The following is a 23,788-nucleotide window of genomic DNA, read 5'->3' as shown; positions in this document are numbered from 1 at the left end:
TGAGAGTCCAATGCGGATTTGTTATTACGGAGACGATTTTACGGGATCGACGGATGTGTTGGAAGCGTTGACGAGGGGAGGGCTGCGCGTCATCTTATTCATGGAAGTGCCGGACAAGGCGCTGTGGGACGCCAAATTCGCCGGCTACGACGGCTTCGGGGTCGCCGGAGTCAGCCGTACGATGCGGCCGGATGAAATGGAGCGCGCTTTGCCCGAGGTGTTTAAAGCGTTGCGGGTATTCGGCGCTCCCATCACCCATTATAAAGTATGCTCTACCTTCGATTCCTCTCCTGAGACCGGCAGTATCGGCAAAGTGATCGAGCTTGCGCAGAAGCATTTCCCGGATAGACCCTATATCCCTGTCGTAGCGGGTTCTCCCGTGCTCGGGCGCTATACCGTCTTCGGCAATCATTTTGCCGCCGTCGGAGATCATGCCGTACGGCTGGACCGGCATCCCAATTTGCGAAAGCATCCGATTACTTCGATGAACGAGGCGGATCTGCAGCTGCATCTGGCCCGACAGACAGAGCTGACCATTGAGCTCATGGATATCATTAGTCTGGAGCAAGAGGGAGAGCTGCTGGAGGAGGCCTACCGCAAGCTGCTGGCGAAGCAGCCGGATATTGTTTTGTTCGACGTGCTCAACGAGCGGCATCTACGCAGCATCGGCGCGCTGCTGACGCGGGAAAGCGGGAAGACGCGGCTGTTTGCCGTCGGCTCCTCGGGCGTGGAGTATGCGCTCGTTACGCATTGGCAGAGTACAGGCGAGCTGCCTTCCGAGTATCTTATGGCGCCTGCGGACGCTGTGGACCGGCTGCTCGTCATCTCCGGCAGCTGCTCGCCCGTTACGCAGGCGCAGATTGAGTGGGCGCTGGCGCATGGCTTCACGGGCATAAAGGTTCCGGCGGAGCTCTGTATGGCGGAAGACGATGAGGCGTCCGAGGCGTTGGTCCCCTTCCTGGAACAGGCAAGCAGATTGCTCGGTGTCGGCCACAGCGTCATCTTGTATACCGCGCTCGGGCCGGAAGACGATGCCATTGAGCGTACACAGGCGATGCTTAGAGAGCGTGGGCGAAGCACGGCGGCGAGCGGAGAGTTGATCGGCAGGCGTCTCGGCGCATTGGCGAGGGAGCTGATCTTGCACACCAAAGTGAGAAGGCTGGTGCTGGCCGGAGGCGATACTTCGGGCTTTGCCGCTTCTCAATTGAATTTATACGCGCTGGAGATGATCGCGCCGGTCGTTCCGGGCGGACCGTTATGCCGGGCGTACTCGGAGGACGAAAGGCTGGACGGACTGGAAGTAGTGTTGAAGGGAGGACAGGTCGGCCCGCCTGATTTCTTCGAACGGGTACGCACAGGGGGATAACGCGGGTTCGATGCGAATAAGATCAAGAGAAGCCTTTCAGGCTAGGGTGGAATTGCGGGCAGGTGACGCGCGTTCTGGCCGGAAAGGCTTTTTGGCAGTTGTCTTGAGATGGCCGCTTTGATGCTACAAATACAATATAATAAATCATAAATAGAATGTGATAACTTCCACCTATATTTTTGAAAATACATATATGGTAATATATGGTTAGTTGGCCAACTAATTAAATACATTTATCAGGAGGCAAATGAATTTGAAAATAAAAAAACTATTAACCACGTTTGTTCTGATAATTTCCCTACTCTCCTTTTCTCAATCAGCATTCGCGGCGAGTTTTACGCCTTTTACTTGGTCGACTCTCGTCTCTGAAAAAGGGCTTTATTGCAACGACATATTCGAGCCGCATACCTATGATGACGGCGCGAGTTATCGTCTTACATCTTTAGGCTCATCGTATTGCTTCGCTGACTTAATTGGCACAACCAATGTTACAAATGCTAATCAATTGAAAATTCATTGGAACACTGAAGCATGGGAATCTGGTGATATACCATATCTATTTTTACAAATACAATATTACGGACACTCTGAGGAATTTGAACTACCTTGGAACGGAAATGATGACATTAATTTAAATATGGGAGGTTACTCGGGCCCCGTCGATGTTATGTTAAGTGGTATGTCAACAGGCGGGAAAAGATTGATTGTTGATTTTTATATTGGAGTACAATAATAATCACTATCAACTATCTCTATCATTTAATGCATCGAGATTTCGACAAGATTTGAATAATTATGCGGTTAACTCAAAACGATTCTAGGAACTATGATATAACTTAATAAGGATTGCCTCTTAGTTGGCTTTTTCTGCCAAGTATTTGGCAATCCTTTCATATTATATGGAATGTGAGAAACATATAAATGAGGAAAATAATGGCTTACATATTCCGGATATATTTGTTAAAATGACAATTACGGGAATGCATGTTCCCATGCCTTGTGTTTCCATAGTAAAGTTTATTTTAAACTTTTCTCGCCCTTGGATTATATTTCCATAAGGCATAAGCTAGGTAAGGCCGAACGTCCAATGATGTTCGTACATATACTCGATGACAAGCGCTTGCAGAGACGTCCGAATCGGTAAGAAGAAAGATGCCTTTAGGAAAAGGAGAGAACAGTTCATGTCGATTTTGGAAAAGCTCCCGCTTGCCGTAGAATCCCAGCTGGCCGCTCCGGCTTTATTCGCCGCTATGGCGGATGTGGATGAGCACGGCGGGCAGGGGGAACGGTGGCTGATCGTGACCGAGGACGAGGTGATGGTTTGCAGCCGCACTGGGGAACGGCTCGCGCAGCTGCTGGCGGCTCAGGTCGCCGATTGCCGCATCGTCAATGCGATCGGCGGCGGCACATTGACCGCGGACACGCCGAAGGGCCCGGTTGCGCTCGTCCGGTATACCTCCGGTCATGCCGGAAAATTCGGCTTTGCCGCCAGACTTATTAAAGCGCTTTCTGAAAATCAGCCGCTTCCTGCGGCGTCGGTCAAGGATTTGCCCCGCCGATGTAAGCAGTGCGGCACGCCGCTGCTGGAAGGCACTTCCGTATGCTCGGTTTGTACGGACAAAGGCAAGGTGGCCGTCCGGCTGCTGAGCTATGCCAAGCCTTACCGCGCGCAGATGACGACGGCCGCGCTGATGCTGATTGCCGCAACCTTGATGGAGCTGGTGCCGCCTTTTCTCACCAAGGTGATTGTGGATGACGTTTTGCAGCCGAAGACCGTCGGATTAGCCCTGCTCTGGTTTGTGCTTGGTCTTGCCGGGACGAGAATCATGCTGTCCGTCATGCAGACGCTGCGCGGCTATGTCGGCGTCTGGGTGGGCGGCAAGCTGATGGGGGATATCCGCAAAGATATTTATTCTTCGCTGATGCGGCTATCGCTCGGCTTTTTCGACCGGCGGCAAACGTCGCAATTTATCGGCAGGGTCAACAGCGATGCCGAAGCGATGAGACAGTTTTTGACCGACGGGGTCATGTGGATTTCCGGGCAGGTGCTGATGCTGGCGGCGATTATTGCGATGATGGTCAGTCTCGACTGGAAGCTGGCGATTTACGCGATTATCCCTACGCCGCTGATCGTGATTACCTCGATGATCATTTGGCCGACGATTCGCTCCCGCTGGCACCGTCATTGGAGAGCGATCAACCGGCTCAATATGCTGGTCGGCGATGCGCTGCAAGGCATTCGCGTCGTTAAGGCGTTCGGACAGGAACCAACGGAGATGAAGCGTTACGGCGAGGCGAACTTGGAGCTTGTGGAGCAAAATATTCGGGCCGACGGCATGTGGCAGGGCGTATTCCCGCTGTTTGCCCTTATTTCTACCTCAGGCGCCATTCTGGTATGGTATTTCGGGGGCTGGATGGTGCTGCGCGACCAAATATCGCTCGGTACGTTAATGGCGTTCACCGCTTACCTCGGGATGCTGTTCGGTCCGCTCCAATGGTTCAGCCAGGCGCTGAACTGGACCAGCCGGGCGATGGCTTCCGCCGATCGCGTATTCGAGATCATGGATACTCCTTCGGACGTGTCTGACGATATCGAGCCGGTTCCGCTGGATTGGGTGGAAGGCAGGGTCGTGCTGAACCAGGTATCCTACGGTTATGAAGCTCATCATCCCGTGCTGAAAAATATTAACTTGACGGTAGCCGCGGGTGAAATGATCGGTCTCGTAGGTCATTCGGGCGCAGGCAAATCGACGCTGATCAATATGATCTGCCGCTTCTACGACCCGACCCAAGGTCAGATCGCCATCGACGGGGTCCCTCTAAAGAAGATTAAGCAGGAGGACCTGCGCAAAAAAATCGGCGTCGTGCTGCAGGAAACCTTCTTATTCGACGGAACGATTACGGAAAATATCGCCTATTCCAAGCCGGATGCGACGCCGGAGGAGATCATGAGGGCGGCGAAGATCGCCAATGCCCACGATTTTATCGTGCGGCTGCCGGACGGCTACGATACAAAGGTGGGAGAGCGCGGACACCGGCTGTCGGGCGGCGAGAAACAGCGTATTGCAATCGCCCGGGCGATCGTGCACGATCCGCGCATACTGATCCTTGACGAAGCGACCGCTTCGGTAGATACGGAGACCGAAAGGCAGATTCAAGAAGCAATCTCTCGTCTTGTGAAGGGGAGAACGACATTCGCGATCGCCCACAGGCTGTCTACGCTGCGTAATGCCGACCGGCTGGTCGTGCTGGACAAAGGAGAGATCGTCGAGGTAGGAACGCATGAAGAGCTGCTCGATAAACAGGGAGTTTATTATAAATTGGTTGAAGCGCAGCGGGAGCTGTCCAAAATTAAGGGGGTGCAAAGCTGATGCGCGATCCATATGAAATCGTTATGCTGAATGCCGGCAGCGTATGGTTCGGGCGAAGCGAAGGGGGCGTTCTGCAAGCGGTTATCGACGGGGTGGAGTACCCGGAGGTGCTGCTGTATCGCTCCTATCCCTTTTCCCGGCCGATGGAGTACATATCCGTACGCACGCCGAAGGAGGAAGAAATCGGATTGATCCGAGAGCTTGAGGAGCTGGAGGCGGGAAGCCGGGAGGAAGCCGTACGGGAGCTGAATCTTCGATATTTGATCCCGCGGGTCACCCACATTGAGAGCATCGCGCAAAAACCCGCTCTATGGATATGGAAGGTGGAGACGACGCTCGGCGCTATGACGCTCGCGCTGCGCAACCTGCACGAGCATCTGCAGTCGCCCGCTTCCGGGCGTTATCTTATTACGGATATCGAGGGGCGCCGCTGTGAGATTGAGTCGGTAGAGGCTCTGGATTCGCACAGCCGCAAGCAGTGGAACAAAATTTTATAGCCGTATGAAATAGGGAAGACCCCTGGGCAACTGATGGAACGGGTTCGCAAGGAACGCGCCGTTCATCATAGGACAGGGGTCTTTTGCCGCTCTCAGGCGTCTTCGTTCGAATTTACCGCATACATGCGGCTTTGACCGCACAGCCAGTCCCGCTTTACATCTGGCTGACTTGCTCAAGAAGCGGACGGGATGATTTGCGGATGACCAGGTGCGTGTCCACCATCGTTTTTACCGTGACCTGATCGTTATGTTCGATCATGCCCATCAGTTTGCGTACGGCCAATTCCGCAATCGTTTCTTTCTCAACGTGAATCGTTGTCAGCTCGGGCGATATAACGACCGCTTCATGAATATTATCGAAGCCGACGACCGACACGTCGTCGGGTACGCGAAGACCTGCTTCGGTCAGCGATTTAATCACGCTAATGGCGATATAATCGCATTCGCAGAACAGGGCGGTAGGGAGATCGCCGCTGCGCCGGCGGAATAGCTCGACCAAGTCCGGGTAGGCGGCTACAACGGTGGGGGAAGCGGTGAACGCATCGCGTTCGTCAAACGCAACTCCGTGCTCTTCCAGGCAAGCGAGGAAGCCTTGTCTTCGCATATCAAAGTTGTACATTCGATACTGGGATTGCACATAGCCGATCCGACGATGGCCTGAGTCTAACAGATGCTTAGCTCCTTGATAGGCCCCCATCCTATTGTTCATTACGACAAAATTGGCCTGTTCCGTTTCATAACAAGTGTCCAGCACTACCAGATTCGGCTGCTTGCCGCTGATCAGTCTGATTTGTTCCTTGGACAGGTTCGTTCCGAGAAGAATGATGCCGCTGGATTCGTTCTCCGTTTCCAACTGGCCGATCTGCTGTTCCAACTGGTCTGAAGGCACGGAAGAAAAGAACAGGGAATATCCGTTGGAGCGGCACTGCTCCTCAAAGCAATGAATAAGCTCCATGAAAAAAGGCTGCTGGGCATAATGTTCCAGCACGATTCCGGAATGGGTGCATGCCACAAAGCGAAGTATGTTTGAAGAGCCACTTGTTTTTTCTGTTCGCGTCTGTGCGCGCGGGGTATACCCGCTTTCCTTGGCAATATTGATTATTTTCATCCGGGTCTCCATGCTGATTCCCGGCTTGCCGTTCAACGCCAAAGATACGGCTGACTTGGATACGTTAGCTAATCTGGCGATATCGTCCATTTTCAATCAACATGCACTCCTTTGGTTATACCTTGTAATTTGCCGTATTTTTATGGAAGAATGTCACTAAACATTATACTAAATTGCCAATGTATAAACAACAAATAAAGTAAACGAACTAAAACGGTTTAGTTGAACCGGAAAATGGATCGAATTCACGTGTTATCGGGTGGAAATGCCTAATTGACAAACGGGTAGGTCAGGTATAATATGGGTGGGAATCGACGAAAGCGATTACTTTTTTTACGTTGCGGGCTAAATTTTCAGTAGATATTTAGTCCGTTTACATGCCGCAACAATTCGTCAAGGGGAGTGATGAACTTGATTAACCGTGAAGCGGGAGAGCCCGGCTTGAGCGTGCCTTGCTGGGGGATTTTTAATTTGGCGCTGAAAGGCCCGGCGGCGGGAAATCCGTATAGGGACATCCGGTTGGAGGCGATTTTTCGTCATGGAAACCGGACGCTGCGGACGAGAGGCTTCTATGACGGCGACGGAATGTATCGTGTTCGCTGCATGCCTGATGCATTGGGGGATTGGTCTTATGTAACCTCCAGCAACATTCCAGAGCTTGCGGGAATCGAGGGGAGCTTCCGCTGTTCGAAGCCCGCTCCGGGAAGCCGCGGACCTGTCAGGGTTCGCGATGAATATCATTTTGCCTACGAGGACGGCACCGCGTATTATCCGTTCGGAACAACGTGCTACGCTTGGACCCATCAAGAAGACCGTCTCCAGGAAGAGACGCTGCATACGCTGTCGCAATCTCCGTTTAATAAAATCCGCATGTGCGTCTTTCCGAAAAATTACAGCTTCAACGGCACGGAACCCGAGCTCTTTCCCTTTGAGGGCAACCCAAGAGACGGATTTGATTTCACTAGGTTCAACCCAATGTTCTTTCGGCGCTTGGAGAAGCGTATTGTGGAATTACAGCAGCTTGGCATCGAAGCGGACTTGATCCTTTTTCATCCGTATGACAAAGGGCGATGGGGGTTCGATGCAATGCCTCCCCATGCCGACGAGCTTTATTTGCAATATGCGATAGCCCGATTGTCTCCTTATTGCAATGTGTGGTGGTCGCTGGCCAATGAATACGATTTTATGAAAGCGAAGGCGCCGTCAGATTGGGACCGGTTATTCCGCATCGTGCAGACCGAAGACCCTTACGATCATTTGCGTTCGATTCATAATGGAACCCGGATGTACGATCCGGAGAGCGTTGTCATGTACGATCACGGCAAGCCTTGGGTCACTCATTGCAGCATCCAGCATTGGGATGTGAATTTGGCGCATGAGTGGCAGAAGCTGTACCGTAAGCCGGTCGTCATTGACGAATGCGGCTATGAGGGCAATATTCCGCAGCGCTGGGGCAATTTGACGGGCGAGGAGATGGTGCGACGCTTCTGGGACGGCGTTACCCGAGGCGGGTATGTCTCCCATGGGGAAACCTTCATCCATCCCGAAGACGAAATCTGGTGGGCCAAAGGCGGGAGGCTGTACGGAGACAGCGGGCCGCGCATTCAATATTTGCGCCGCGTATTGGAGCAGGCTCCGCCGGGCTTGAAGCCTCTGCCTGTAAGAGATGTGCCCACCATCGGCATTGCCGGCGAATATTATTTGCAATATTTCGGTATCCACCGTCCGGCTTACCGGGTTGTGGATCTTCCGGATGACGCGCAATTCAACATTCAACTGCTGGATACGTGGACTATGGAATCTGTTCCGCTGGACGGAACGTTCACAGGATCATGCCGGGTGGAACTGCCGGGCAAGCCTTATATGGGTCTTTTAATAACGAAGCTGACTTGATGTACGGGGGGACTGTAATGAGCATTGTTCTTCGAGGGATTACATGGAATCATACGCGGGGCTTTGTGCCGATGGCCGCCACTTCGCAGCGGTTTGCCGAGCTGAATCCGGGCGTCGATATCCGCTGGGAGAAGCGGTCGCTCCAGGAGTTTGCCGACGCGCCGATCGAGAAGCTGGTCGAGCAGTACGACCTGCTTGTGATTGATCATCCTTGGGCGGGGTACGCGGCCCGTTCGAAGGTGCTTCTTCCGCTTAACGAATACATGAACGGAGACTATTTGCAAGACCAAGCCGCCCATTCCGTCGGCGTATCCCATAAGAGTTACGAGTTCGACGGAAGTCAAACGGCTTTGGCTATCGATGCTGCCGCGCCCGTAGCCTCCTGGCGGGAGGATGTATTGAAACGGGAGGGGGAGGCGGTTCCGAAGGATTGGGATAGCCTATTGCGGCTCGCCCGCAAGAACATGGTCGCTTTCCCGGCTATTGCCATCGACAGTCTGATGAATTTTTATGCGCTGTGCCTGGCGCACGGCGAAGAGCCGTTCCGCAGCGATGAGATCGTAGTGTCGGCGGAGATCGGGCAAGCTGCGCTGGACAGCCTGCGCGAGCTCGCGGCTTGCTGCCGCAGCGACATCTTCGGGATGAATCCGATCGCCGTATACGAGGCGATGAGCCGGACCGACGAGATCGGCTACTGCCCGTTTGCATACGGTTATTCCAACTATGCGCGCGAGGGCTATTCGTCCAAGACGCTTAGCTTCGGGGATGTCGTCTCCTTCGGCGCAGTCGGACCGCTGCGGACGACGCTCGGGGGGACGGGACTGGCCGTGTCGGCCTTCTGCTCCCATAAGGAGGAAGCAGTGCGCTATGCGCAGTTTGCAGCGTCCCCCGAAGTGCAGCGGACGCTGTATACAATGAGCGGCGGCCAGCCCGGGCATAGGGGAGCGTGGACGGACGAAGAAACCAACCGCATCTGCGGCCGTTATTTTGCCGGGACGCTGCCTGCTCTGGACCGGGCTTATATGAGACCGCGCTATAACGGCTATTTGCATTTTCAGGATCATGCGGGCGATGATGTGCGTGAATATATGATGCGCGGCGGCAATGCCGGCCGCATCCTGGAGCGGTTAAACGAGCTGTACCGCGAATCATTGATCATTTCAAAGGAGAAGCAGGCATGACGACGACCGGATATAAACCATTGGAAGGCTTGCTGGTGCTCGATTTTGCGCAATTTCTGTCGGGGCCGTCCGCAGCGCTGCGGCTTGCCGATTTGGGAGCTAGAGTCATTAAGGTGGAGCGGCCCGACGGGGGAGATTTGTGCCGGAGACTGTACGTCTCCAATCTGGAGCTGGACGGGGACAGCACGTTGTTTCATTCTATCAACCGCAACAAAGAGAGCGTTTCGGCCAATTTGAAGGACCCCGAGGATTTGAAGTTCATCCGTGCACTGATCGAGAAGGCGGATGTGATGATTCAAAACTTCCGCCCCGGCGTTATCGAACGAATCGGTCTGCATTACGATGCGGTCAAGGAATGGAATCCAAGGCTGGTCTACGGGGAAATCACCGGCTACGGTAAAACGGGGCCGTGGAGCGGCAAGCCCGGACAAGATTTGCTGGTACAATCGCTCTCCGGTCTTGCCTGGCTTAACGGGAACGCGGATCAGCCGCCCGTGCCGTTCGGATTGTCCGTAGCCGATATGTTCGCCGGGGCCCACCTCGTGCAGGGGATTCTTGCTTGTCTTGTCAGGCGGTCGGTTACCGGGAAGGGAGGCTACGTGGAGGTCAGTCTGCTGGAATCGATACTGGACGTTCAATTCGAGGTGCTGACGACGCATATGAACGACGGAGGCAAGCTGCCGGAACGGAGCGCCGTGAACAATGCGAATGCTTATTTGGGAGCTCCTTACGGCATTTACGAAACGGCGGACGGTTATTTGGCGCTCGCCATGGGCTCGGTCGTACAGCTTGGACAGCTGCTCGATTGCGCTGAGCTGACCGCATTCCATGAGCCTTCCACCTGGTTCACGCATCGCGACAAGATCAAGACGATCTTGAAGCGCCATTTGCACTCGAATACCACTTCCTATTGGATAGCCCGGCTGGAGCCGGCGGATTATTGGTGCGCGGATGTGCTGAACTGGGAGCGGCTTCTCTCCCATGACGCTTTCCGCGAGCTGAACATGACCCAGCAGACGGTGAACGGGAACGGGGCCAAGCTGACGACGACACGCTGTCCGATCCGCATCGACGGCCAATTGCTGTTCTCTCCCGTCGGAGCGCCCAAAATCGGCGAGCATACCGCGCAAATTAAAGAGGAGGTGATGCCGGGATGATCCGTTCGCAGTATTACGAGGAATATGAGCTCGGTGCCTTCCGGGAGTCGTTCGGCAGAACGATCACCGAGACGGACATTGTTATGCATGCCGGACAGACCGGAGACTTTTACCCGCATCATATGGATGCGGAGTGGTGCAAGCAGCAGGATTTCGGGCAGCGGATCGCCCACGGCACGCTGATTTTCAGCGTCGCCGTCGGGATGACCGCGACGGAGGTAAATCCCGAGGCGTTTTCTTACGGCTACGATCGGCTCAGGTTCGTCAAACCGGTGTTTATCGGCGATACGATTCGTGTGCGCGTCACGATCCATGAGAAGAAGGATCACCATAAACGTCCCGATTACGGGATTGTAAGCGAGCGCTGCGAAGCGACGAACCAGCATGGAGAAACCGTGCTCGTCTGCGACCATCTGTTAATGGTAAAAAAACGGAGCGAATAGGAGGCGGACGGCTTGAATTCATCGGATACGAATAACCGGAACGTACGGAAATTGCGGCTTATATCGCGGGAATTTGCGGGCTTTGAAGCTTCGTTCGGCGTTCAGGCGGAGCATTTCGAGAAGCTTTCCGGCTGGAGGGTAGAGCGCGAGTTCGAAGAAATTCACAAGCTGTACGACCGGATGGTCACTTCTCGGGAAGCGCTAAGCGGAGCTCATGATTTATTTCTATGCGTTACGGACTGGCTGCCCGAAGCGATCCGGGAGGGGCTCTTGCTGCCGCTTGACCGGTTTTTGCAGGAAGATCCGCCGGAGGGCTGGCCAGATGCATGGGCTCCTAGCATGCGCGGTTTGCAGACGGGAGAAGACGGCCGCATCTACGGCATCGCCTATCATGACGGTCCGGAGATGTTCATTTACCGCAGCGATTTGTTTACGGACGGCGAAGAGCGGCTCGCGTTTGCCCGGGAATACGGTTATCCGCTGGATGTTCCGGCGACATGGAAGCAGTTTGTGGATGTGGCGAAATTTTTTACCCGCCCGGAACAGGGAATGTACGGGGCTGTGACCGCGTCGTTCCCGGACGGCCACAACAACGTGTACGATTTCCTGATTCATCTATGGAGCCGAGGCGGCCATTTGTTAACGCCGGACGGAAAGGCTGCGTTCCAGCATGAGGCCGGACGCGAAGCGCTGCAGTTTCTTGTCGACCTGATCCATAAGCATCGGGTCGTCCCGCCCGAGGCGCTGGAGATGGATAGCGTCCGCAGCGGGGATTATTTCGCCCAAGGCGGCGCAGCGATGATGTGGAACTGGGCCGGCTTCGCGGCCGTGGCGGATATGCCGCACATGTCGAAAATTACCGGCAAAGTCCGCACAGGCCTTATTCCGAAGGGGGACGGGCCGCAAGGGCGGCATATGTCGCTCAATATTTACTGGATTCTCGGCATTGCCGCCGGCAGCCGAAACCCGGAGGCGGCATACCGGTTCATTAAGGAGACGGCGTCGGCGGAGATGGATAAAGCCACTTCGCTATGCGGCGGCAACGGGACGAGATTGTCGACCTGGAGGGACGAGGAGGTGCGCCGGCAGTTTCCGTATTACGAGCATATCGAACGGGTTCATCAACAGGTGAACAGTCCGCCGCCGATTCCCGAGTATCCGGCGATGAACGAAGTGCTGTCCCATATGGTGAACGACGCGCTTCGTCTGAAGAAGGATGTCGCATCGGCGCTGGATCAAGCGGCGAAGCAGATTGACGACATTTTGGCGCATAGGCGCGCGTGAGCCGGCAAGCAGGATTTTAACCTACTCAAGGGCCTGACTATGCAAGCAAGAAATCCGGGGACTACAGCACTCGGAGGAAGTATAAACGTATGCGCGCCGCCGCATTCCACCGCTTGTCAGGTGCTGTTGCCGCTAACGCCGCATGATCACTGTCATTTTGCATATATACCTTCTACGCGGTTCATCGGACAGACTCATATATAAAGAAGAGGAGGATTTCATATGGTTATGGAGCCGCAGCGGGCAGGCTCGCTTCAAGTGGATTACAGGCCGAAGCTGCCGATAGACCGATCGAGACCGATCGGGATTGTCGGGGCAGGAGAAATCGTCGCCCAAGCTCACTTGCCGGCCTATCGGATGGCTGGGTTTCAGGTAGCGGGCATTTATGATATGAATCAGGCCAAAGCCGAGGAACTGGCGAATCGGTATCCGGGGATGAAAGTATTTGCAACGCTGGAAGCGATGCTGGCCGATCCGCAAATTCAGATTGTCGATATAGCCGTTCCGGCCAAGCACCAGCCTGACATTGCGCTCAAGGCGGCGTCTTACGGCAAGCATCTGCTGTGCCAAAAGCCGCTCGCAGAGACGTTCGGGCAAGCGCGGGCGCTTGTCGACGCTTGCGCGGCGGCGGGAATCAAAGCGGCGGTCAATCAGCAGATGCGCTGGTCGCCGGGCATACAGGCAAGCCGCAGTATCGCGGCGCGCGGTTGGCTGGGACAACTGCTGCAGGGCACCGTTCAAGTCAATGTGCATACTCCGTGGGAAAACTGGCCGTGGTTGACGCAAATATCGACGCTGGAGGTTATGTACCACAGCATTCATTATCTGGACTCGATTCGTTATGTGCTGGGGCTTCAACCGGAATACGTATATGCGGACGGCGCCAAAATTCCAAATCAGCCTTATGCCGGCGAAACAAGGACGATGATCCATATCAAATATCCGGGAGACGTTCGAGCGCTCGTCCATGACAATCATAACAATCGGATGCCGCAGGAGGATTGGTATGCGACGTTCCGGTTCGAAGGCACCGAAGGGGTAGTCAAAGGTACAAACGGAGCGCTGTATAATTATCCGGAAGGGCGAGAGGATACGATCAGCCTGTACAGCAACTTGCTTGAACCCGGCACTCTGTATGCGCCGAAGCTGGAAGGGCGTTGGTTCCCCCATGCTTTCATGGGAACGATGGGAGAATTGATGCGGGCGATTGAGGAGGACCGCGAACCGGAGAACAGCATAGCGGATAATTTGATCACGCTGCGCACCGTGTTTGCGGCGTATCGTTCGATGAGCGAGAACAGACCTGTCTACGTAACGGAAATAGAGTAAATTACATTACAGCGGACGGATGACCGCGGACTGCGACTTTATTAAGGGCGCTGCGCATCCGTTTTTTTGTTGTTTAGGAAATGATGCGCAGCCATATCCTGCGGATATCCGTGGGCTCCCCCGAAAGGAAAGTCAACCCATAGAACGATCCCAGAGGAAGGGTTAGACGCCGATCCAGCTTAGGCTAGATGCGGACGGAATAAGCTTCAGAGCATCACGTCACTTTTGGGGATTTGTTCCGTTTAACCGGAAGAAACCGCAAACGACGCGCCGTTAAGCCGTTCGTCTGCGGTTCCGCTTTAAGCAGTCAGCCAATTATTTGGACTTTTGCTCGGGTTCTCCTATAAAATCTTCTTCGATTCTGTTCATCATCTCGGCAACCGCGTCGCTGAGCATATCGGTCGCCGTGCAGTTTTCCTGATCCGCCGGCGTATTGATCCCGGCAACGGTATACGATGTTTCGTTAAAAAGATCTTTCTCGTCTTCGTTCATAGCCAAGGGCAGCTCCTTCCTCGTCGATGCATAGCCTATTGTGCCACTGCTGCTGGATAAATATGCATAACTCGTTCCGGAAGAAGCTTGCGTAAAACGAGCGGAAGGACCGGCCACGAATATATCGCCACTCTTCTAGGCTGTCTGCATATAGGGCCGGTTTAATCTGGAATGAATGTTCTGGAGCTCAAGCAGCAATATGTCCAATTCTTCGCGCAGGGAGTGCAGTTCCGCATAGTAGCTTTTTTGGAGAGCGGCCAGCTCGTACTTGGTACGTTTACTGAATCGGATATAGTCCTCATAGCAAGCGTTGGAACGATCGACAATAGGGGCATTCATAACATCCACTCCCTTTAAATGGTCGTTTCTCTTTATGGGTAAAATAGTAAATCTGTAAGCATTTTCAAGTCAATAATAAAAATGTGAATATTCTGATAATTTTTTGATCTGTTCACGGGTAAACCGCTTATGGAGGGAGGATGAACATGGCATAATGAGCTATGAGAGAAGCTGTTCGTTCCCTCGGTGAAATTTTGTAACGGGACAAACCGTTTGTCAAGCGGCCGGTTTTCCCGGAAGGAGCGGGACTCATGAAGGAGATGTACATAGGATTACCGCATCGCCTAACCGGAGCTCCTTGTACCATTTTACAAGAACGGCAAATTTGCCTGCTATTGCGCATTTCGACGCTTTGCTGTCCAGCCGCGGCATCTGCTCTTCGCCGGATCGGGAGCGCCGCTTGACCGCGCAAAAAATAATGTGCGGGAACTATGAAATGACGATCAACCCTCATTTGAAAATCGCCGATGCGATGCTGGACTCGGACGTGACGCAGGAGCAATTTCGCGATATCCTGAACCGGCATGTGTTTTTTTGGCCGACGCTGCAAGCTTGTCGAAAGATGATGGACACTTATACAAGAAGGGAGCCCGCTACAGAGTTTGCCGTCCTTCGCCTGGATGCGGGAGCGTTCTTAACCGACTTCTACGATCGTATCAAATTGTCCAAGTACGATTCCGGCAGTTCTCCGCGTTATCCGAACCGGTGCTTCTATAAGAAAAGCGCTGCGATGTTTCTGCCGCTGGAACGGTTTGGGCTTACGGACGATTCGCTGGTGCCGGGCAAGCCTTCCGACATCCTGGAGGTACTGGTGGAAAAGGAAGCGGCGCCTATATCCCCTTATTTGCAAGCCGTTTATACGAGCCGAAGCGAGAGTGTTCCCGGAAAGTGGAAAAAACTATGGCGGACGTACGAGGAGCTGCAATGCCGTTCATGACAAAACCCCCGGTCCGATTGTGAAGTGCACCTCCAATGGTTGGCGCATATCTAGCGACTGTGGGCATCTCAGCGATAAGCCGGGGGTCTTCGTCTTACTGCCATTAACGATGTAAGCGGCGCCTTGCCATCCCCCGCTCGTGCGGGTCAGCACCAAGTCTGGCATCATGCTGATTGGCCCGTTCAATACTTATTCCTTGCTGACAGCATGGCCGCCTGAATTCCGCTTTGATACGGCTTTTTCGTCTTAGCCGAACCGGCGTTGGTTACCGTTTACAGTCTTGAGAAACTGCGGTAATCTATTGATACTGGGAGGCGGAGATTCAGATGAATTTTTTTAAGGCTTTGCTGCGCTACTTTACTGTCTACAAGCTGTTGTGCGGCGTTTTTTTGTTCAGTATTTTTTTTGAAGTGGCGTATGCGGTGGCGGCCCCGTTGAGTCTCAAATATTTGGTGGACGAGGCTTTTGCTCCGAAAAATTTTCAAGTGTTCATCGTCATTTTGAGCATTTTGCTCGGCGGGGGACTGCTCAATATTGCCGCAAGCGCCTGCGGAGATTATTCGCTCGGGAGGGTCAGCGGCGAAGGAATCCGGCAGCTGAGAAACGAGTTGTTCGCACATTTGCAGAAGCAGTCGCTGCCGTTTTATCAGCGGTATAGAGTCGGTGATCTGGTTACGCGTTTCGCGGAAGACATGGCTTCGATAGAGAGGGTTATCCGTATTTCGCTGCCTTTTTTTTTGAAGGAAGCTTTGAGCATTTTGCTGGGCCTTTTTATGTTGTTTTCGATCGAATGGAAGCTCACCTTGGCCGTGCTGGCCGGATCGGCTCTTATGTTCGCGGGCCCCAGACTGCTGCAAGGGAGAGCCGAAGCCGTACACTCCGGCTACAAGGAGGCTCAAGAGCGGTTTTCCAACACGATCGACGAGATGGCGAAAGGACATAAGACGATTAAAGGATTGCATCAGCAGCAGCGCTTCCGGGAGCTTGCCCGAGAGCAAATTCATAATCTGTTTTCTTTGGGATTTAAAATGCATATGACCAATTCCTTGATGGAGCGGCTGCCGCTAACCACGTTGCTGATTTTGAACGGAATTATGATCGGCTTCGGCGGTTACCTGATTTTCCATGACGAGATGTCGGTGGGCGGGTTTATGGCTTTCTTTACCTTGTTTATGAGCGTAGGACAGGCAGGCTCCAATGTGTCGTTTCTGCTCCCGAACCTGATTGATTCGCGTATCAGCTTCCGCCGGATAGGGGAAATCCTCGAGCAGCAGCCCGACGTGCCGGAGGCCGCGCAGCCTGCGGAGCTTCCTGCAACATTTGCCGGGATTCGGATGGAACGGGTCAGCTTCGGTTACACCGAGGATAACTTGCAGTTAAAAGACGTCAGCCTGCATATCAAGCCGGGCACGTACGTCGCCTTCGTAGGACCCAGCGGGTCGGGCAAAAGTACGGCGCTGCAGCTGCTATCCCGTTTCTATGATCCGAAAGACGGGATCGTGGCGATCGGTGAGCATGATCTGCGCACGGTCAGCGAGTTTTCGCTGAGGTCGCTTGCGACGCTCGTTACGCAGGAGACGTTTCTCTTCCATGCGACAATCCGCGACAATTTGCTGCTGGACAATAAAGGCGTGACCGAGGCGGATATGATAGAGGCGGCGAAGCAGGCTAGAATCCACGACATCATCGCAGGCTGGCCCGAAGGCTATGACACCTGGATTCACCATGAAGGGGGTTCGTTGTCGGGCGGCGAGCGGCAGCGTATCGCCATTGCCAGAGCGCTGCTGAGAAGACCGCAGCTGCTGCTGCTCGATGAAGTGACCTCGGCGTTGGACCCGGCCACGGAGGCGGATATTAATCAATTGCTGCGGCGCATTCGCGGACATCGGACGATCGTATCGGTAACTCACCGGCTGGCCTCTGTCGTAGACGCGGATACGATCTACGTGTTTCAGGACGGCCGCATCGTCGAGTCCGGCGCCCATCCGGAGCTGCTGCAGCTTCAAGGGCTCTACAAGAGCCTGTGGGAGAAGCAGCACGGATTCCACTTGTCCGAAGACGGACGCCGCGCCACGGTCGATGTCGAGCGTCTGGCGAAGCTTCCCTTCTTCCAAGGAATCGAAGCGGCGCTGCTTGAGAATATCGCCGGTTTATTCGCAACAGAAACTTGCAAAGAGGGCGAAGTGATCGTGCGCCAGGGAGACGAGGGCGGCAAATGCTATATTCTGGTCCGCGGCAAAGTAGAAATTTTGAAGTATACGCCTGAAGCGGGAGAGAAGCGGGTAGCTGTTTTGCAGGATGGGGATCATTTTGGCGAAATTGCGCTTTTGAAGGACATTCCCCGCAATGCTACAGTCCGCGCGCTCGGTCCGGCGGTTCTGCTGTCCGTGAGGCGCGAGGCCTTCTTGCAGCTGACGGCGGAGTACCCGCAAATTCGAAGAACACTGGAGGATACGCTGCAGCAGCGCATGTAGGAGTCGAACTTATGAAAGGGGGAGCGCGATGAAGATAGAGTGTATGCGTTGTACGACAGATGAAGATTTTGCCCGAGCCAGTTTATTTATGCTGGAAAACCGGCATGATTTTCATCGTTCGTTTACGGTTGTCGATGCCATCGGTTTATTGTATTCCTATACGTCGCAAGGCCATTTGATTCAGGTAAGGGATGCCGGCGGGCGAGTCATCGGCGTGTTGGCCTATTACCACGGGACGCCGGAGAAAGAGTTCAAGGACAAAGAGGTCGCATTTGCCGATATGGCGATCGCCGACCGGGCTCACCGGAAGACGAAGCTTTTTGTGCAGGGACTGCGGTTTTGGGTAAACGAAATCGTCAATGAACATCCTGAAGTGGAGGAGCTTCGATTAGCCGCTTTGCAAGAAAACGGCTATTTATGCCGATTATACTCCAAGTTTAGCGAAATGAGTTATACGCGCGAGGGGGCTCTCGGGCCAGAAATTGTCTTTTGTGTGAAAGTTAACAAAATAATGGCTATTCTAAAAAAGTTCGACAAGGTATAATACATTTTAGAGACAGCGAATTTTATTATGAAAAGAAGGAGGCGAATCCCTCATGTTTCCACCAGTAGGGTTTGGCAATAAAGACGTTAAAAAAGGCAGCGGCTTTGGAAAGCTCGTCATCATCAACGACACGCTGAGAGCGCAACCGGCATCCAAATAATGTCATACGTATTTCGTCCTTGCTTGCTTGAAATGGACTTTGAAGCGTATGTCAAATATTTGCTGCAGCGGCATGATGAATTGAACCTGCCGTATTCTTTTGCAGTCAAGCTGGGCTTCCTGGGAAGCCCGCTTATTTTCGGTAAGGCTATGCTCATATGGAATGAAGAGCCTTACGAATTGGCGGGAGCGGCAGGCTTTGTCTACGGCACCGGCGCAAATCAGTACGAGGATCGCCATATATGCCAGATCGAGGTCGCTTTTATTGACAAAGCTTATCGGGGAACGACGCTGTTCCTGCGAGGCTTGCAGGAGCTGCTCCGTCTGATTCGTTCCGATAACCCGGAGGCAGTGCAGGTGCAGTTCTGGGTCCCTGCGGGCGATACGGGTCTTGCAGGGCTGTTGTCCAAATTCGGCCGACTTCCCGGTTCGACGCAATCCGTTGTGAATGAACTGGTCTTATACACGGTCGTTATGGACGAACTGGAGACATACTGCCGCCGCTTTGGGGCTGCTTGAAACAAAATAGGCGAAGAAGACTGTCGGGAATCGCTCGATGGTCTTTTTTTACCACATAGAGGAGACGAACGGGATGGACGATGAAGCGGCGAGAGAGCAATTAAGCATCAAACTGGCCGAAGCGGAGCAGGCTTTGAAGGAAGCCGAAGAGGAATATGCCGTTTACGTAAAGCAGCTGGATCATTACAAGAGGGCGATTCAGGAGCAAAAGGACGTCATTCTGGCCATAAAATCGCGAATGGGGTTGCAGCTGCAATAACCGCAAAATGAGCCGGAATGCGCGGCAGCCGCGGGTTTGCAGGCTCGCACCGATATGGAAGCAGTTTGAAAAATGGACATTTATGACTTTATTCTCATTGTTTCATTCCATAGAATGTAATATAATACGATTCGGAGGGGAACATATGAGCGCACACCAGACAGAGAAGGAAAAGCATTTGCAGATGGTTTACAAGAACAACGTGGTTGTGGCCATGGATAATCAGAAGTATATCGTGGTTCACAGCAAACGTTCCGTCAAGCCGCTGCTGCCGTTCGAGATTTCGCAAGAAGTGCTGGAGCAGTGGAAGCGAAGAGATAACCGAATCGCCGTAACCGATACGCCATATAAGGAGCTGTTTGCCGCAGCGGTGAACCGTTCCGATCATAAGCTGGAGTACATAGCCGATTTTAACGATATTGAATTTAGCGACGAATAATCATGACGACGAGCACTACCGAAACAAAGCAAAGGATGAGCGCTGGGGCAGCGTTCATCCTTTTTTCGCATTCGCTTTGCGAGGTGATTTCATGGAGAGGTCGGGGCGGATTTAGGAGCCTTGTTTCCGGACGCAGCCCATCAAGCCGTGCAGCGTCGTTACGAATTGATGTCCGGTGAGACGGCCGAGTCCGCCGTATACGCAGTCGAGCTCGGTAAACTGGAATACCCGGTCTCTGCGCAGGCTGGGTCCGTAGATGAGCACGGGCACGGGATCGCCGGTGTGCTCTCCGACTTCGCAAGGAGTGGAGTGATCCGCTGCAACCGCCAAATAAGTGTCTTCCGGCAGCTGGTCGGCGATCAGGCCGACCATTTCGTCGAACCGCTCGATCGCCTGCACTTTGCCGCGCGGATCATTGTCATGCCCTTTTAAATCCGGCGCCTTCATATGAACGTACACCATATCCTTCGCTGCGATTTGCTCAAGGGCCCACTGCGCTTTGAGCCGGATATCGGTGTCGAGGTTCCCGGTCATAGCGGTATGGGTGAGAGCTTCGAACCCGGCTAGCCGGGCGACTCCCAGCACGGTGCTCTCGCCGGCGATGCAACTGCCCGTTATACCCCGAAGGCGCGTTATCGGCTCCAGATGCGCGGCCTGTCCGGCTCCGCGCGTCAAGATGAAGTTGGCGGGCAGCATTCCGCGCCGGATGCGTTCTTCATTGACGGGATGCGACCTGAGCAGCTCATGCGATTTCTGTAAAAAGAGGTTCAAGCAGCGGGCCGTTCGGCGCGCTTCCTCCGACGCATCGAGCGCATGGACTTCATGATACGGATGCCCGTCGTTAGGCGCATGAGGGTCCGAGTCGCTGATCCGGTCGCTCAATCCGCTGCCGCGAACGATCAGGACGGCCCGGTGCTCGGTGGCCGCTTGCATATAGACGCGGACGCCGTCTTCGAGCGTCATGCCGTTCAGCGCTTCGGCGATTTCCGCAGTGCCCTGCCGGATGCGGCCGGCCCGCCGGTCCAGGACGATCCCTTCGTCGTCTACGGTAGCGAAATTGCAGCGAAGCACGACGTCGCCGGGCTCCACCGTCATCCCGACGCCGAGCGCCTCTATCGGCCCGCGTCCGGGGTAATGCTCCGGCTGATAGCCGAACAAGATGAGATGGCCCATATCGGTTCCTACCGGAATGCCGGGGCCGATCAAATCGATCATACCGGTAATGCCCTGCATGGCAAGCCGGTCCAAATGATGGCGGCTTGCCGACTCCAGCGGCGTCTTATCATGAAGAAGCGGATGCGGGCGGTCTCCCAGCCCGTCTGCGATAGCGACGATAACTTTTCTGCGCAATGTAATGTCCTCCAGTATGCGTTATAATCCGAGTATTTTGAACCATGTAAACAAAGACAGGCTGATGACGGCGGCGCCGATAAAACAAGTCACAATGGCATATTTGACCTGATCCAACACAGTGAAATAGCCGGTTGCAAAATAAATCGTATTGACTTTGGAATGCGGCGGCAGCGTGATCGTATACGTCAGCGTCATCGCCGATGCGAGCGCGAGGGCGACGGGGTCCATGCCGAGCGATTTGGCGAGCGCAATAAACGCCGGGATGAGAATCGTGACCCGAACCGTCTTGCTCGTAAAGATCAGGTGGCTGTACATGCTGAGAAAAACGACAAGCACATAGACTAGGGCGTGGCTCATATGCTCCAGGCCCAGCCCGGCGATCACCTTCTTGATCATCCATTCCGCGCCTTTGGATTTATCCAGCGCATTGCCGACGGCATAAGCCCCGGCGGCGAAAATCATCAGATCCCACTTGATATTCGCTTCCTTCCAGGTCAGCAGTCCGATCCGGGGGAGCAGGCAGAGCAGGGCGGCGAGAACGGCGGTCTGCTCGGTGCTGATTTCAAAGCCGAACCATCCTTTCTGGTAATCGCCCGTAGCCCACAGAATGACGGTAAGCGCGAAAATCAGCGTCGCTTTTTTCTCGTTCAAGGAAAAGGGCCCGAGTTTTTTCAATTCTTCCTTCAACGTGTCAGTCGCGTGTTCGAAGGCCGATTCGCCTTTGATCGAGAACAGCTTGAGCCCGATGAAGAACGTGATCAGCATCGTGATGATTGCCGTCGGCATGGAGGCCAGCAGCCAGTCCATGTAGCCGATGTGACCGCCGGCCTGATCGTTGATGAAGCCGACGGCGATAATGTTGCCCGCCGTGGCGGTCATCACGCCCGAGGTCGCGATCGCATCCGCCTGCACGCCCTGCAGCAGCATAACTTTCCCTAGGTTGCCTTTGCCGGGAATCGATTTGTAAATATCGAGCAGGATGAGGCAAATCGGCACCATCAGCGTGGCTCTCGCCGTCGTGGAAGGGACGAAGAAGGCCAGGATGAAATTGATCAGCACCAGCACGAGCAGCGTTCGCACCGGCGTCTTGCCGAATTTCGTCACCATCCACAGCGCGAAGCGGCGGCCGAGGTTCGACTTCATAATAGCGGAAGTGAGGACGAAGGCGGACACCATAAGCCATATGACGTCAAAGCCGAGCGTGCCGAATGCCGCTTCCTGATCCTTCACCGCTCCGGTTAGCGGAAGCAGCAGGATCGACAGGAGCGAAGTCAAGTAAATGGGGATAGGGGTCGTAATCCACAGCACAAGCGCTCCCGTGAAAATCGCAATCGATTTTTGCGCATCCGGCTTCAAGCCTTCCGGCGCCGGCATGAAAAACAAAATCAAAAACACGATGATGGCGATAGGGATGCCCCACCTCTTCATCTTCTCTTCCAGCCCTTTTTTCCGTACGGGCGGGGGATCGGCGGCCGCCTTATTCACCGGTTGCACTTCCTCTGTCATCTTTGGTTCCTCCCTTGTTTTATGGTTGCGCTTTCATTATAGTCAGCGTAAAATGATAATACAATTTGATTTTATTTGAATAATCATAAGAAGATCTTATGGTTTATTTGAAGGGGATGGAGGGAGAGAGCGGGAGATGAATTTAACGAAGCTGCAAACCTTTTTGACCTTGTCGGAATGCTTGAGCTTTACCGAAGCGGCGGAGCTGCTCTATTGCTCGCAGCCGGCCGTCAGCATGCAGATTCAAGGGCTGGAGCACGACATCGGCAGCCCGCTGTTTGACCGCATCGGCAAAAAGCTGTATTTAACCAAGCAAGGCGAGCTGTTTAAGCCTTATGCCGAGCAGATTGTCAATTTGCTGCAATCGGCGCGGGATCATCTTCAGCAATTGGATGATTTGACGCACGGCACGTTATCTTTCGGAGCAAGCAATTTCGTCGGAGTATACCTCTTGCCCGCTTTGCTCGGCGAGTTCAATCAAGCTTATCCGGGGATTAGAATCAATATGAATATTACGTCGTCCCGGCAGCTCATCGATATGCTGGAGTCGAACAAGGCGGAGTTTCTCGTGATCTCCGACCAGATCCCGCTGGACGATGCGCGGCTGCAGGCGGCCACTTTCTACAAGGACGAGCTTGTTCTGATCGCCAAGACGGATCATGCTTTTGCAGAGAGTGGAGCATGCGCCATCGAGGATTTACGAGGAGAAACGATGCTGTGGAAGCCGAAAAAATCGGCCACCCGGGCCTATTTGGAAGGCAAGTTCGCGGAATACGGCATTTCGTTCCGAAGCGATATGGAAATTAGCAATCTGGAGGCGATCAAGCAGGGGGTGATTCACGGTTTGGGGTTGTCCATCGTGTCCAAATTCGCCGTCGCGCAGGAAATCCGCAGCGGCTTGCTGGCTTCCATTCCGATTCAAGGCGTCAAGCTTGAGCGGGGAATCCGTTATGTGTATTTCAAAAACAAGCTTCTTTCCCCGGCGTCGAAGCAGTTTATTCAAATGCTGGAGCGCGGAAGGATGTTCGATCGCCAAGCGGCTGCCGGCTGCATGACGGCGGTTGCGAAAACCGATGAGCCGCATGCGGGCTGACCGGCGGCTTCGACCGCCGTCTTCTCTAGAAATACCGAAGCGCGA

22 protein-coding genes are annotated in these 23,788 nt (G+C 53.9%); 17 read left to right on the top strand and 5 right to left on the bottom strand.

The annotated features are described in order from the left end of the window. Window positions 1–10: 10 nt before the first annotated feature. The 4 genes from SK3146_RS04725 to SK3146_RS04710 all read left to right on the top strand — a co-directional run bounded on the left by SK3146_RS04725 (window position 11) and on the right by SK3146_RS04710 (window position 5,234). Window positions 11–1,366 carry a four-carbon acid sugar kinase family protein gene (locus SK3146_RS04725; RefSeq protein ID WP_249863989.1) on the top strand — a complete coding sequence of 452 codons (1,356 nt, stop codon included), beginning with the start codon at window positions 11–13 and terminating at the stop codon, window positions 1,364–1,366. Window positions 1,367–1,619: 253 nt separating this feature from the next. Continuing rightward, window positions 1,620–2,099: a hypothetical protein gene (locus tag SK3146_RS04720; protein WP_249863988.1), complete on the top strand. Its 480-nt coding sequence runs from the start codon at window positions 1,620–1,622 to the stop codon at window positions 2,097–2,099. Between the two features lie 448 nt (window positions 2,100–2,547). Continuing rightward, window positions 2,548–4,737, top strand: a complete 2,190-nt coding sequence (locus SK3146_RS04715; RefSeq protein WP_249863987.1) for an ABC transporter ATP-binding protein — start codon at window positions 2,548–2,550, stop codon at window positions 4,735–4,737. Next, a complete protein-coding gene (locus SK3146_RS04710; RefSeq protein WP_249863986.1) occupies window positions 4,737–5,234 on the top strand; it encodes a DUF1854 domain-containing protein in 498 nt (165 codons plus the stop codon). The genes SK3146_RS04715 and SK3146_RS04710 overlap by 1 nt, the downstream gene beginning before the upstream one ends. Before the next feature lie 154 nt (window positions 5,235–5,388). Here SK3146_RS04710 and SK3146_RS04705 read toward each other — a convergent pair whose 3' ends face one another. Then, the gene (locus SK3146_RS04705; RefSeq protein ID WP_310943267.1) at window positions 5,389–6,432 is read right to left on the bottom strand and encodes a LacI family DNA-binding transcriptional regulator; all 1,044 of its coding nucleotides are present in this window, start codon (window positions 6,430–6,432) and stop codon (window positions 5,389–5,391) included. A 315-nt stretch (window positions 6,433–6,747) separates the two neighbouring features. Here SK3146_RS04705 and SK3146_RS04700 point away from each other — a divergent pair, with 315 nt between their 5' ends. From SK3146_RS04700 to SK3146_RS04675, 6 genes are all read left to right on the top strand, one after another. Further along, window positions 6,748–8,235 carry a DUF5605 domain-containing protein gene (locus tag SK3146_RS04700; RefSeq protein WP_249866180.1) on the top strand — a complete coding sequence of 496 codons (1,488 nt, stop codon included), beginning with the start codon at window positions 6,748–6,750 and terminating at the stop codon, window positions 8,233–8,235. A 17-nt stretch (window positions 8,236–8,252) separates the two neighbouring features. Beyond that, a complete protein-coding gene (locus tag SK3146_RS04695) occupies window positions 8,253–9,416 on the top strand; it encodes an ABC transporter substrate-binding protein (protein WP_249863984.1) in 1,164 nt (387 codons plus the stop codon). After that, window positions 9,413–10,573 (top strand): CaiB/BaiF CoA transferase family protein, encoded by a 1,161-nt coding sequence (locus tag SK3146_RS04690; RefSeq protein ID WP_249863983.1) that lies wholly within the window; start codon window positions 9,413–9,415, stop codon window positions 10,571–10,573. Before SK3146_RS04695 ends, SK3146_RS04690 begins: the two co-directional genes overlap by 4 nt. Next, window positions 10,570–11,016, top strand: coding sequence for a MaoC family dehydratase (locus SK3146_RS04685; protein ID WP_249863982.1), 447 nt, complete (start codon window positions 10,570–10,572; stop codon window positions 11,014–11,016). The genes SK3146_RS04690 and SK3146_RS04685 overlap by 4 nt, the downstream gene beginning before the upstream one ends. A gap of 12 nt (window positions 11,017–11,028) precedes the next feature. Next, complete coding sequence (locus tag SK3146_RS04680; protein WP_249863981.1) at window positions 11,029–12,300, top strand: ABC transporter substrate-binding protein; 1,272 nt, start codon at window positions 11,029–11,031, stop codon at window positions 12,298–12,300. 222 nt (window positions 12,301–12,522) lie between these two features. Then, window positions 12,523–13,629, top strand: a complete 1,107-nt coding sequence (locus SK3146_RS04675; protein ID WP_249863980.1) for a Gfo/Idh/MocA family protein — start codon at window positions 12,523–12,525, stop codon at window positions 13,627–13,629. Window positions 13,630–13,944: 315 nt separating this feature from the next. Here the strand turns inward: SK3146_RS04675 and SK3146_RS04670 are convergent, their stop codons facing one another. Beyond that, window positions 13,945–14,127 (bottom strand): hypothetical protein, encoded by a 183-nt coding sequence (locus tag SK3146_RS04670; RefSeq protein ID WP_249863979.1) that lies wholly within the window; start codon window positions 14,125–14,127, stop codon window positions 13,945–13,947. Between the two features lie 129 nt (window positions 14,128–14,256). Beyond that, window positions 14,257–14,460, bottom strand: a complete 204-nt coding sequence (locus tag SK3146_RS04665; RefSeq protein ID WP_249863978.1) for a hypothetical protein — start codon at window positions 14,458–14,460, stop codon at window positions 14,257–14,259. Window positions 14,461–14,785: 325 nt separating this feature from the next. Between SK3146_RS04665 and SK3146_RS04660 the strand changes: the two genes are divergently transcribed. From SK3146_RS04660 to SK3146_RS04635, 6 genes are all read left to right on the top strand, one after another. Beyond that, window positions 14,786–15,397 (top strand): DUF7002 family protein, encoded by a 612-nt coding sequence (locus tag SK3146_RS04660; protein WP_249863977.1) that lies wholly within the window; start codon window positions 14,786–14,788, stop codon window positions 15,395–15,397. A gap of 326 nt (window positions 15,398–15,723) precedes the next feature. Continuing rightward, entirely contained in the window at window positions 15,724–17,871 is a 2,148-nt protein-coding gene (locus tag SK3146_RS04655) for an ABC transporter transmembrane domain-containing protein (RefSeq protein WP_249863976.1), read from the top strand. Between the two features lie 28 nt (window positions 17,872–17,899). Then, complete coding sequence (locus SK3146_RS04650) at window positions 17,900–18,415, top strand: hypothetical protein (protein WP_249863975.1); 516 nt, start codon at window positions 17,900–17,902, stop codon at window positions 18,413–18,415. A 192-nt stretch (window positions 18,416–18,607) separates the two neighbouring features. After that, on the top strand, window positions 18,608–19,093 hold the full coding sequence (locus tag SK3146_RS04645; RefSeq protein WP_249863974.1) for a hypothetical protein: 486 nt from the start codon (window positions 18,608–18,610) through the stop codon (window positions 19,091–19,093). A gap of 73 nt (window positions 19,094–19,166) precedes the next feature. Then, the gene (locus tag SK3146_RS04640; protein WP_249863973.1) at window positions 19,167–19,352 is read left to right on the top strand and encodes a hypothetical protein; all 186 of its coding nucleotides are present in this window, start codon (window positions 19,167–19,169) and stop codon (window positions 19,350–19,352) included. A 145-nt stretch (window positions 19,353–19,497) separates the two neighbouring features. Next, the gene (locus SK3146_RS04635) at window positions 19,498–19,791 is read left to right on the top strand and encodes a hypothetical protein (RefSeq protein WP_249863972.1); all 294 of its coding nucleotides are present in this window, start codon (window positions 19,498–19,500) and stop codon (window positions 19,789–19,791) included. A 111-nt stretch (window positions 19,792–19,902) separates the two neighbouring features. On the opposite strand, the gene apgM is transcribed toward SK3146_RS04635, so the two are convergent. Beyond that, the gene (gene apgM, locus SK3146_RS04630; RefSeq protein WP_249863971.1) at window positions 19,903–21,141 is read right to left on the bottom strand and encodes a 2,3-bisphosphoglycerate-independent phosphoglycerate mutase; all 1,239 of its coding nucleotides are present in this window, start codon (window positions 21,139–21,141) and stop codon (window positions 19,903–19,905) included. 21 nt (window positions 21,142–21,162) lie between these two features. Then, on the bottom strand, window positions 21,163–22,650 hold the full coding sequence (locus SK3146_RS04625; protein ID WP_249863970.1) for an SLC13 family permease: 1,488 nt from the start codon (window positions 22,648–22,650) through the stop codon (window positions 21,163–21,165). A 136-nt stretch (window positions 22,651–22,786) separates the two neighbouring features. Between SK3146_RS04625 and SK3146_RS04620 the strand changes: the two genes are divergently transcribed. Beyond that, window positions 22,787–23,743, top strand: coding sequence for a LysR family transcriptional regulator (locus tag SK3146_RS04620; protein ID WP_249863969.1), 957 nt, complete (start codon window positions 22,787–22,789; stop codon window positions 23,741–23,743). Window positions 23,744–23,788: the final 45 nt, after the last annotated feature.

The organism is Paenibacillus konkukensis (assembly GCF_023523925.1).
Taxonomy (GTDB): Bacteria; Bacillota; Bacilli; order Paenibacillales; family NBRC-103111; genus Paenibacillus_S; species Paenibacillus_S doosanensis.
The sequence above is the reverse complement of the archived record's forward strand: the minus strand, read 5'-3'. Positions and strand labels throughout refer to the sequence as shown.

Coding starts and splice junctions, on each gene's coding strand:
- SK3146_RS04725 (WP_249863989.1), top strand. CDS start 11: ATGCGGATTTGTTATTACGGAGACGATTTTACGGGATCGACGGATGTG.
- SK3146_RS04715 (WP_249863987.1), top strand. CDS start 2,548: ATGTCGATTTTGGAAAAGCTCCCGCTTGCCGTAGAATCCCAGCTGGCC.
- SK3146_RS04710 (WP_249863986.1), top strand. CDS start 4,737: ATGCGCGATCCATATGAAATCGTTATGCTGAATGCCGGCAGCGTATGG.
- SK3146_RS04705 (WP_310943267.1), bottom strand. CDS start 6,432: ATGGACGATATCGCCAGATTAGCTAACGTATCCAAGTCAGCCGTATCT.
- SK3146_RS04700 (WP_249866180.1), top strand. CDS start 6,748: ATGAACTTGATTAACCGTGAAGCGGGAGAGCCCGGCTTGAGCGTGCCT.
- SK3146_RS04695 (WP_249863984.1), top strand. CDS start 8,253: ATGAGCATTGTTCTTCGAGGGATTACATGGAATCATACGCGGGGCTTT.
- SK3146_RS04690 (WP_249863983.1), top strand. CDS start 9,413: ATGACGACGACCGGATATAAACCATTGGAAGGCTTGCTGGTGCTCGAT.
- SK3146_RS04685 (WP_249863982.1), top strand. CDS start 10,570: ATGATCCGTTCGCAGTATTACGAGGAATATGAGCTCGGTGCCTTCCGG.
- SK3146_RS04675 (WP_249863980.1), top strand. CDS start 12,523: ATGGTTATGGAGCCGCAGCGGGCAGGCTCGCTTCAAGTGGATTACAGG.
- SK3146_RS04665 (WP_249863978.1), bottom strand. CDS start 14,460: ATGAATGCCCCTATTGTCGATCGTTCCAACGCTTGCTATGAGGACTAT.
- SK3146_RS04655 (WP_249863976.1), top strand. CDS start 15,724: ATGAATTTTTTTAAGGCTTTGCTGCGCTACTTTACTGTCTACAAGCTG.
- SK3146_RS04650 (WP_249863975.1), top strand. CDS start 17,900: ATGAAGATAGAGTGTATGCGTTGTACGACAGATGAAGATTTTGCCCGA.
- SK3146_RS04645 (WP_249863974.1), top strand. CDS start 18,608: ATGGACTTTGAAGCGTATGTCAAATATTTGCTGCAGCGGCATGATGAA.
- SK3146_RS04640 (WP_249863973.1), top strand. CDS start 19,167: ATGGACGATGAAGCGGCGAGAGAGCAATTAAGCATCAAACTGGCCGAA.
- SK3146_RS04635 (WP_249863972.1), top strand. CDS start 19,498: ATGAGCGCACACCAGACAGAGAAGGAAAAGCATTTGCAGATGGTTTAC.
- SK3146_RS04625 (WP_249863970.1), bottom strand. CDS start 22,650: ATGACAGAGGAAGTGCAACCGGTGAATAAGGCGGCCGCCGATCCCCCG.
- SK3146_RS04620 (WP_249863969.1), top strand. CDS start 22,787: ATGAATTTAACGAAGCTGCAAACCTTTTTGACCTTGTCGGAATGCTTG.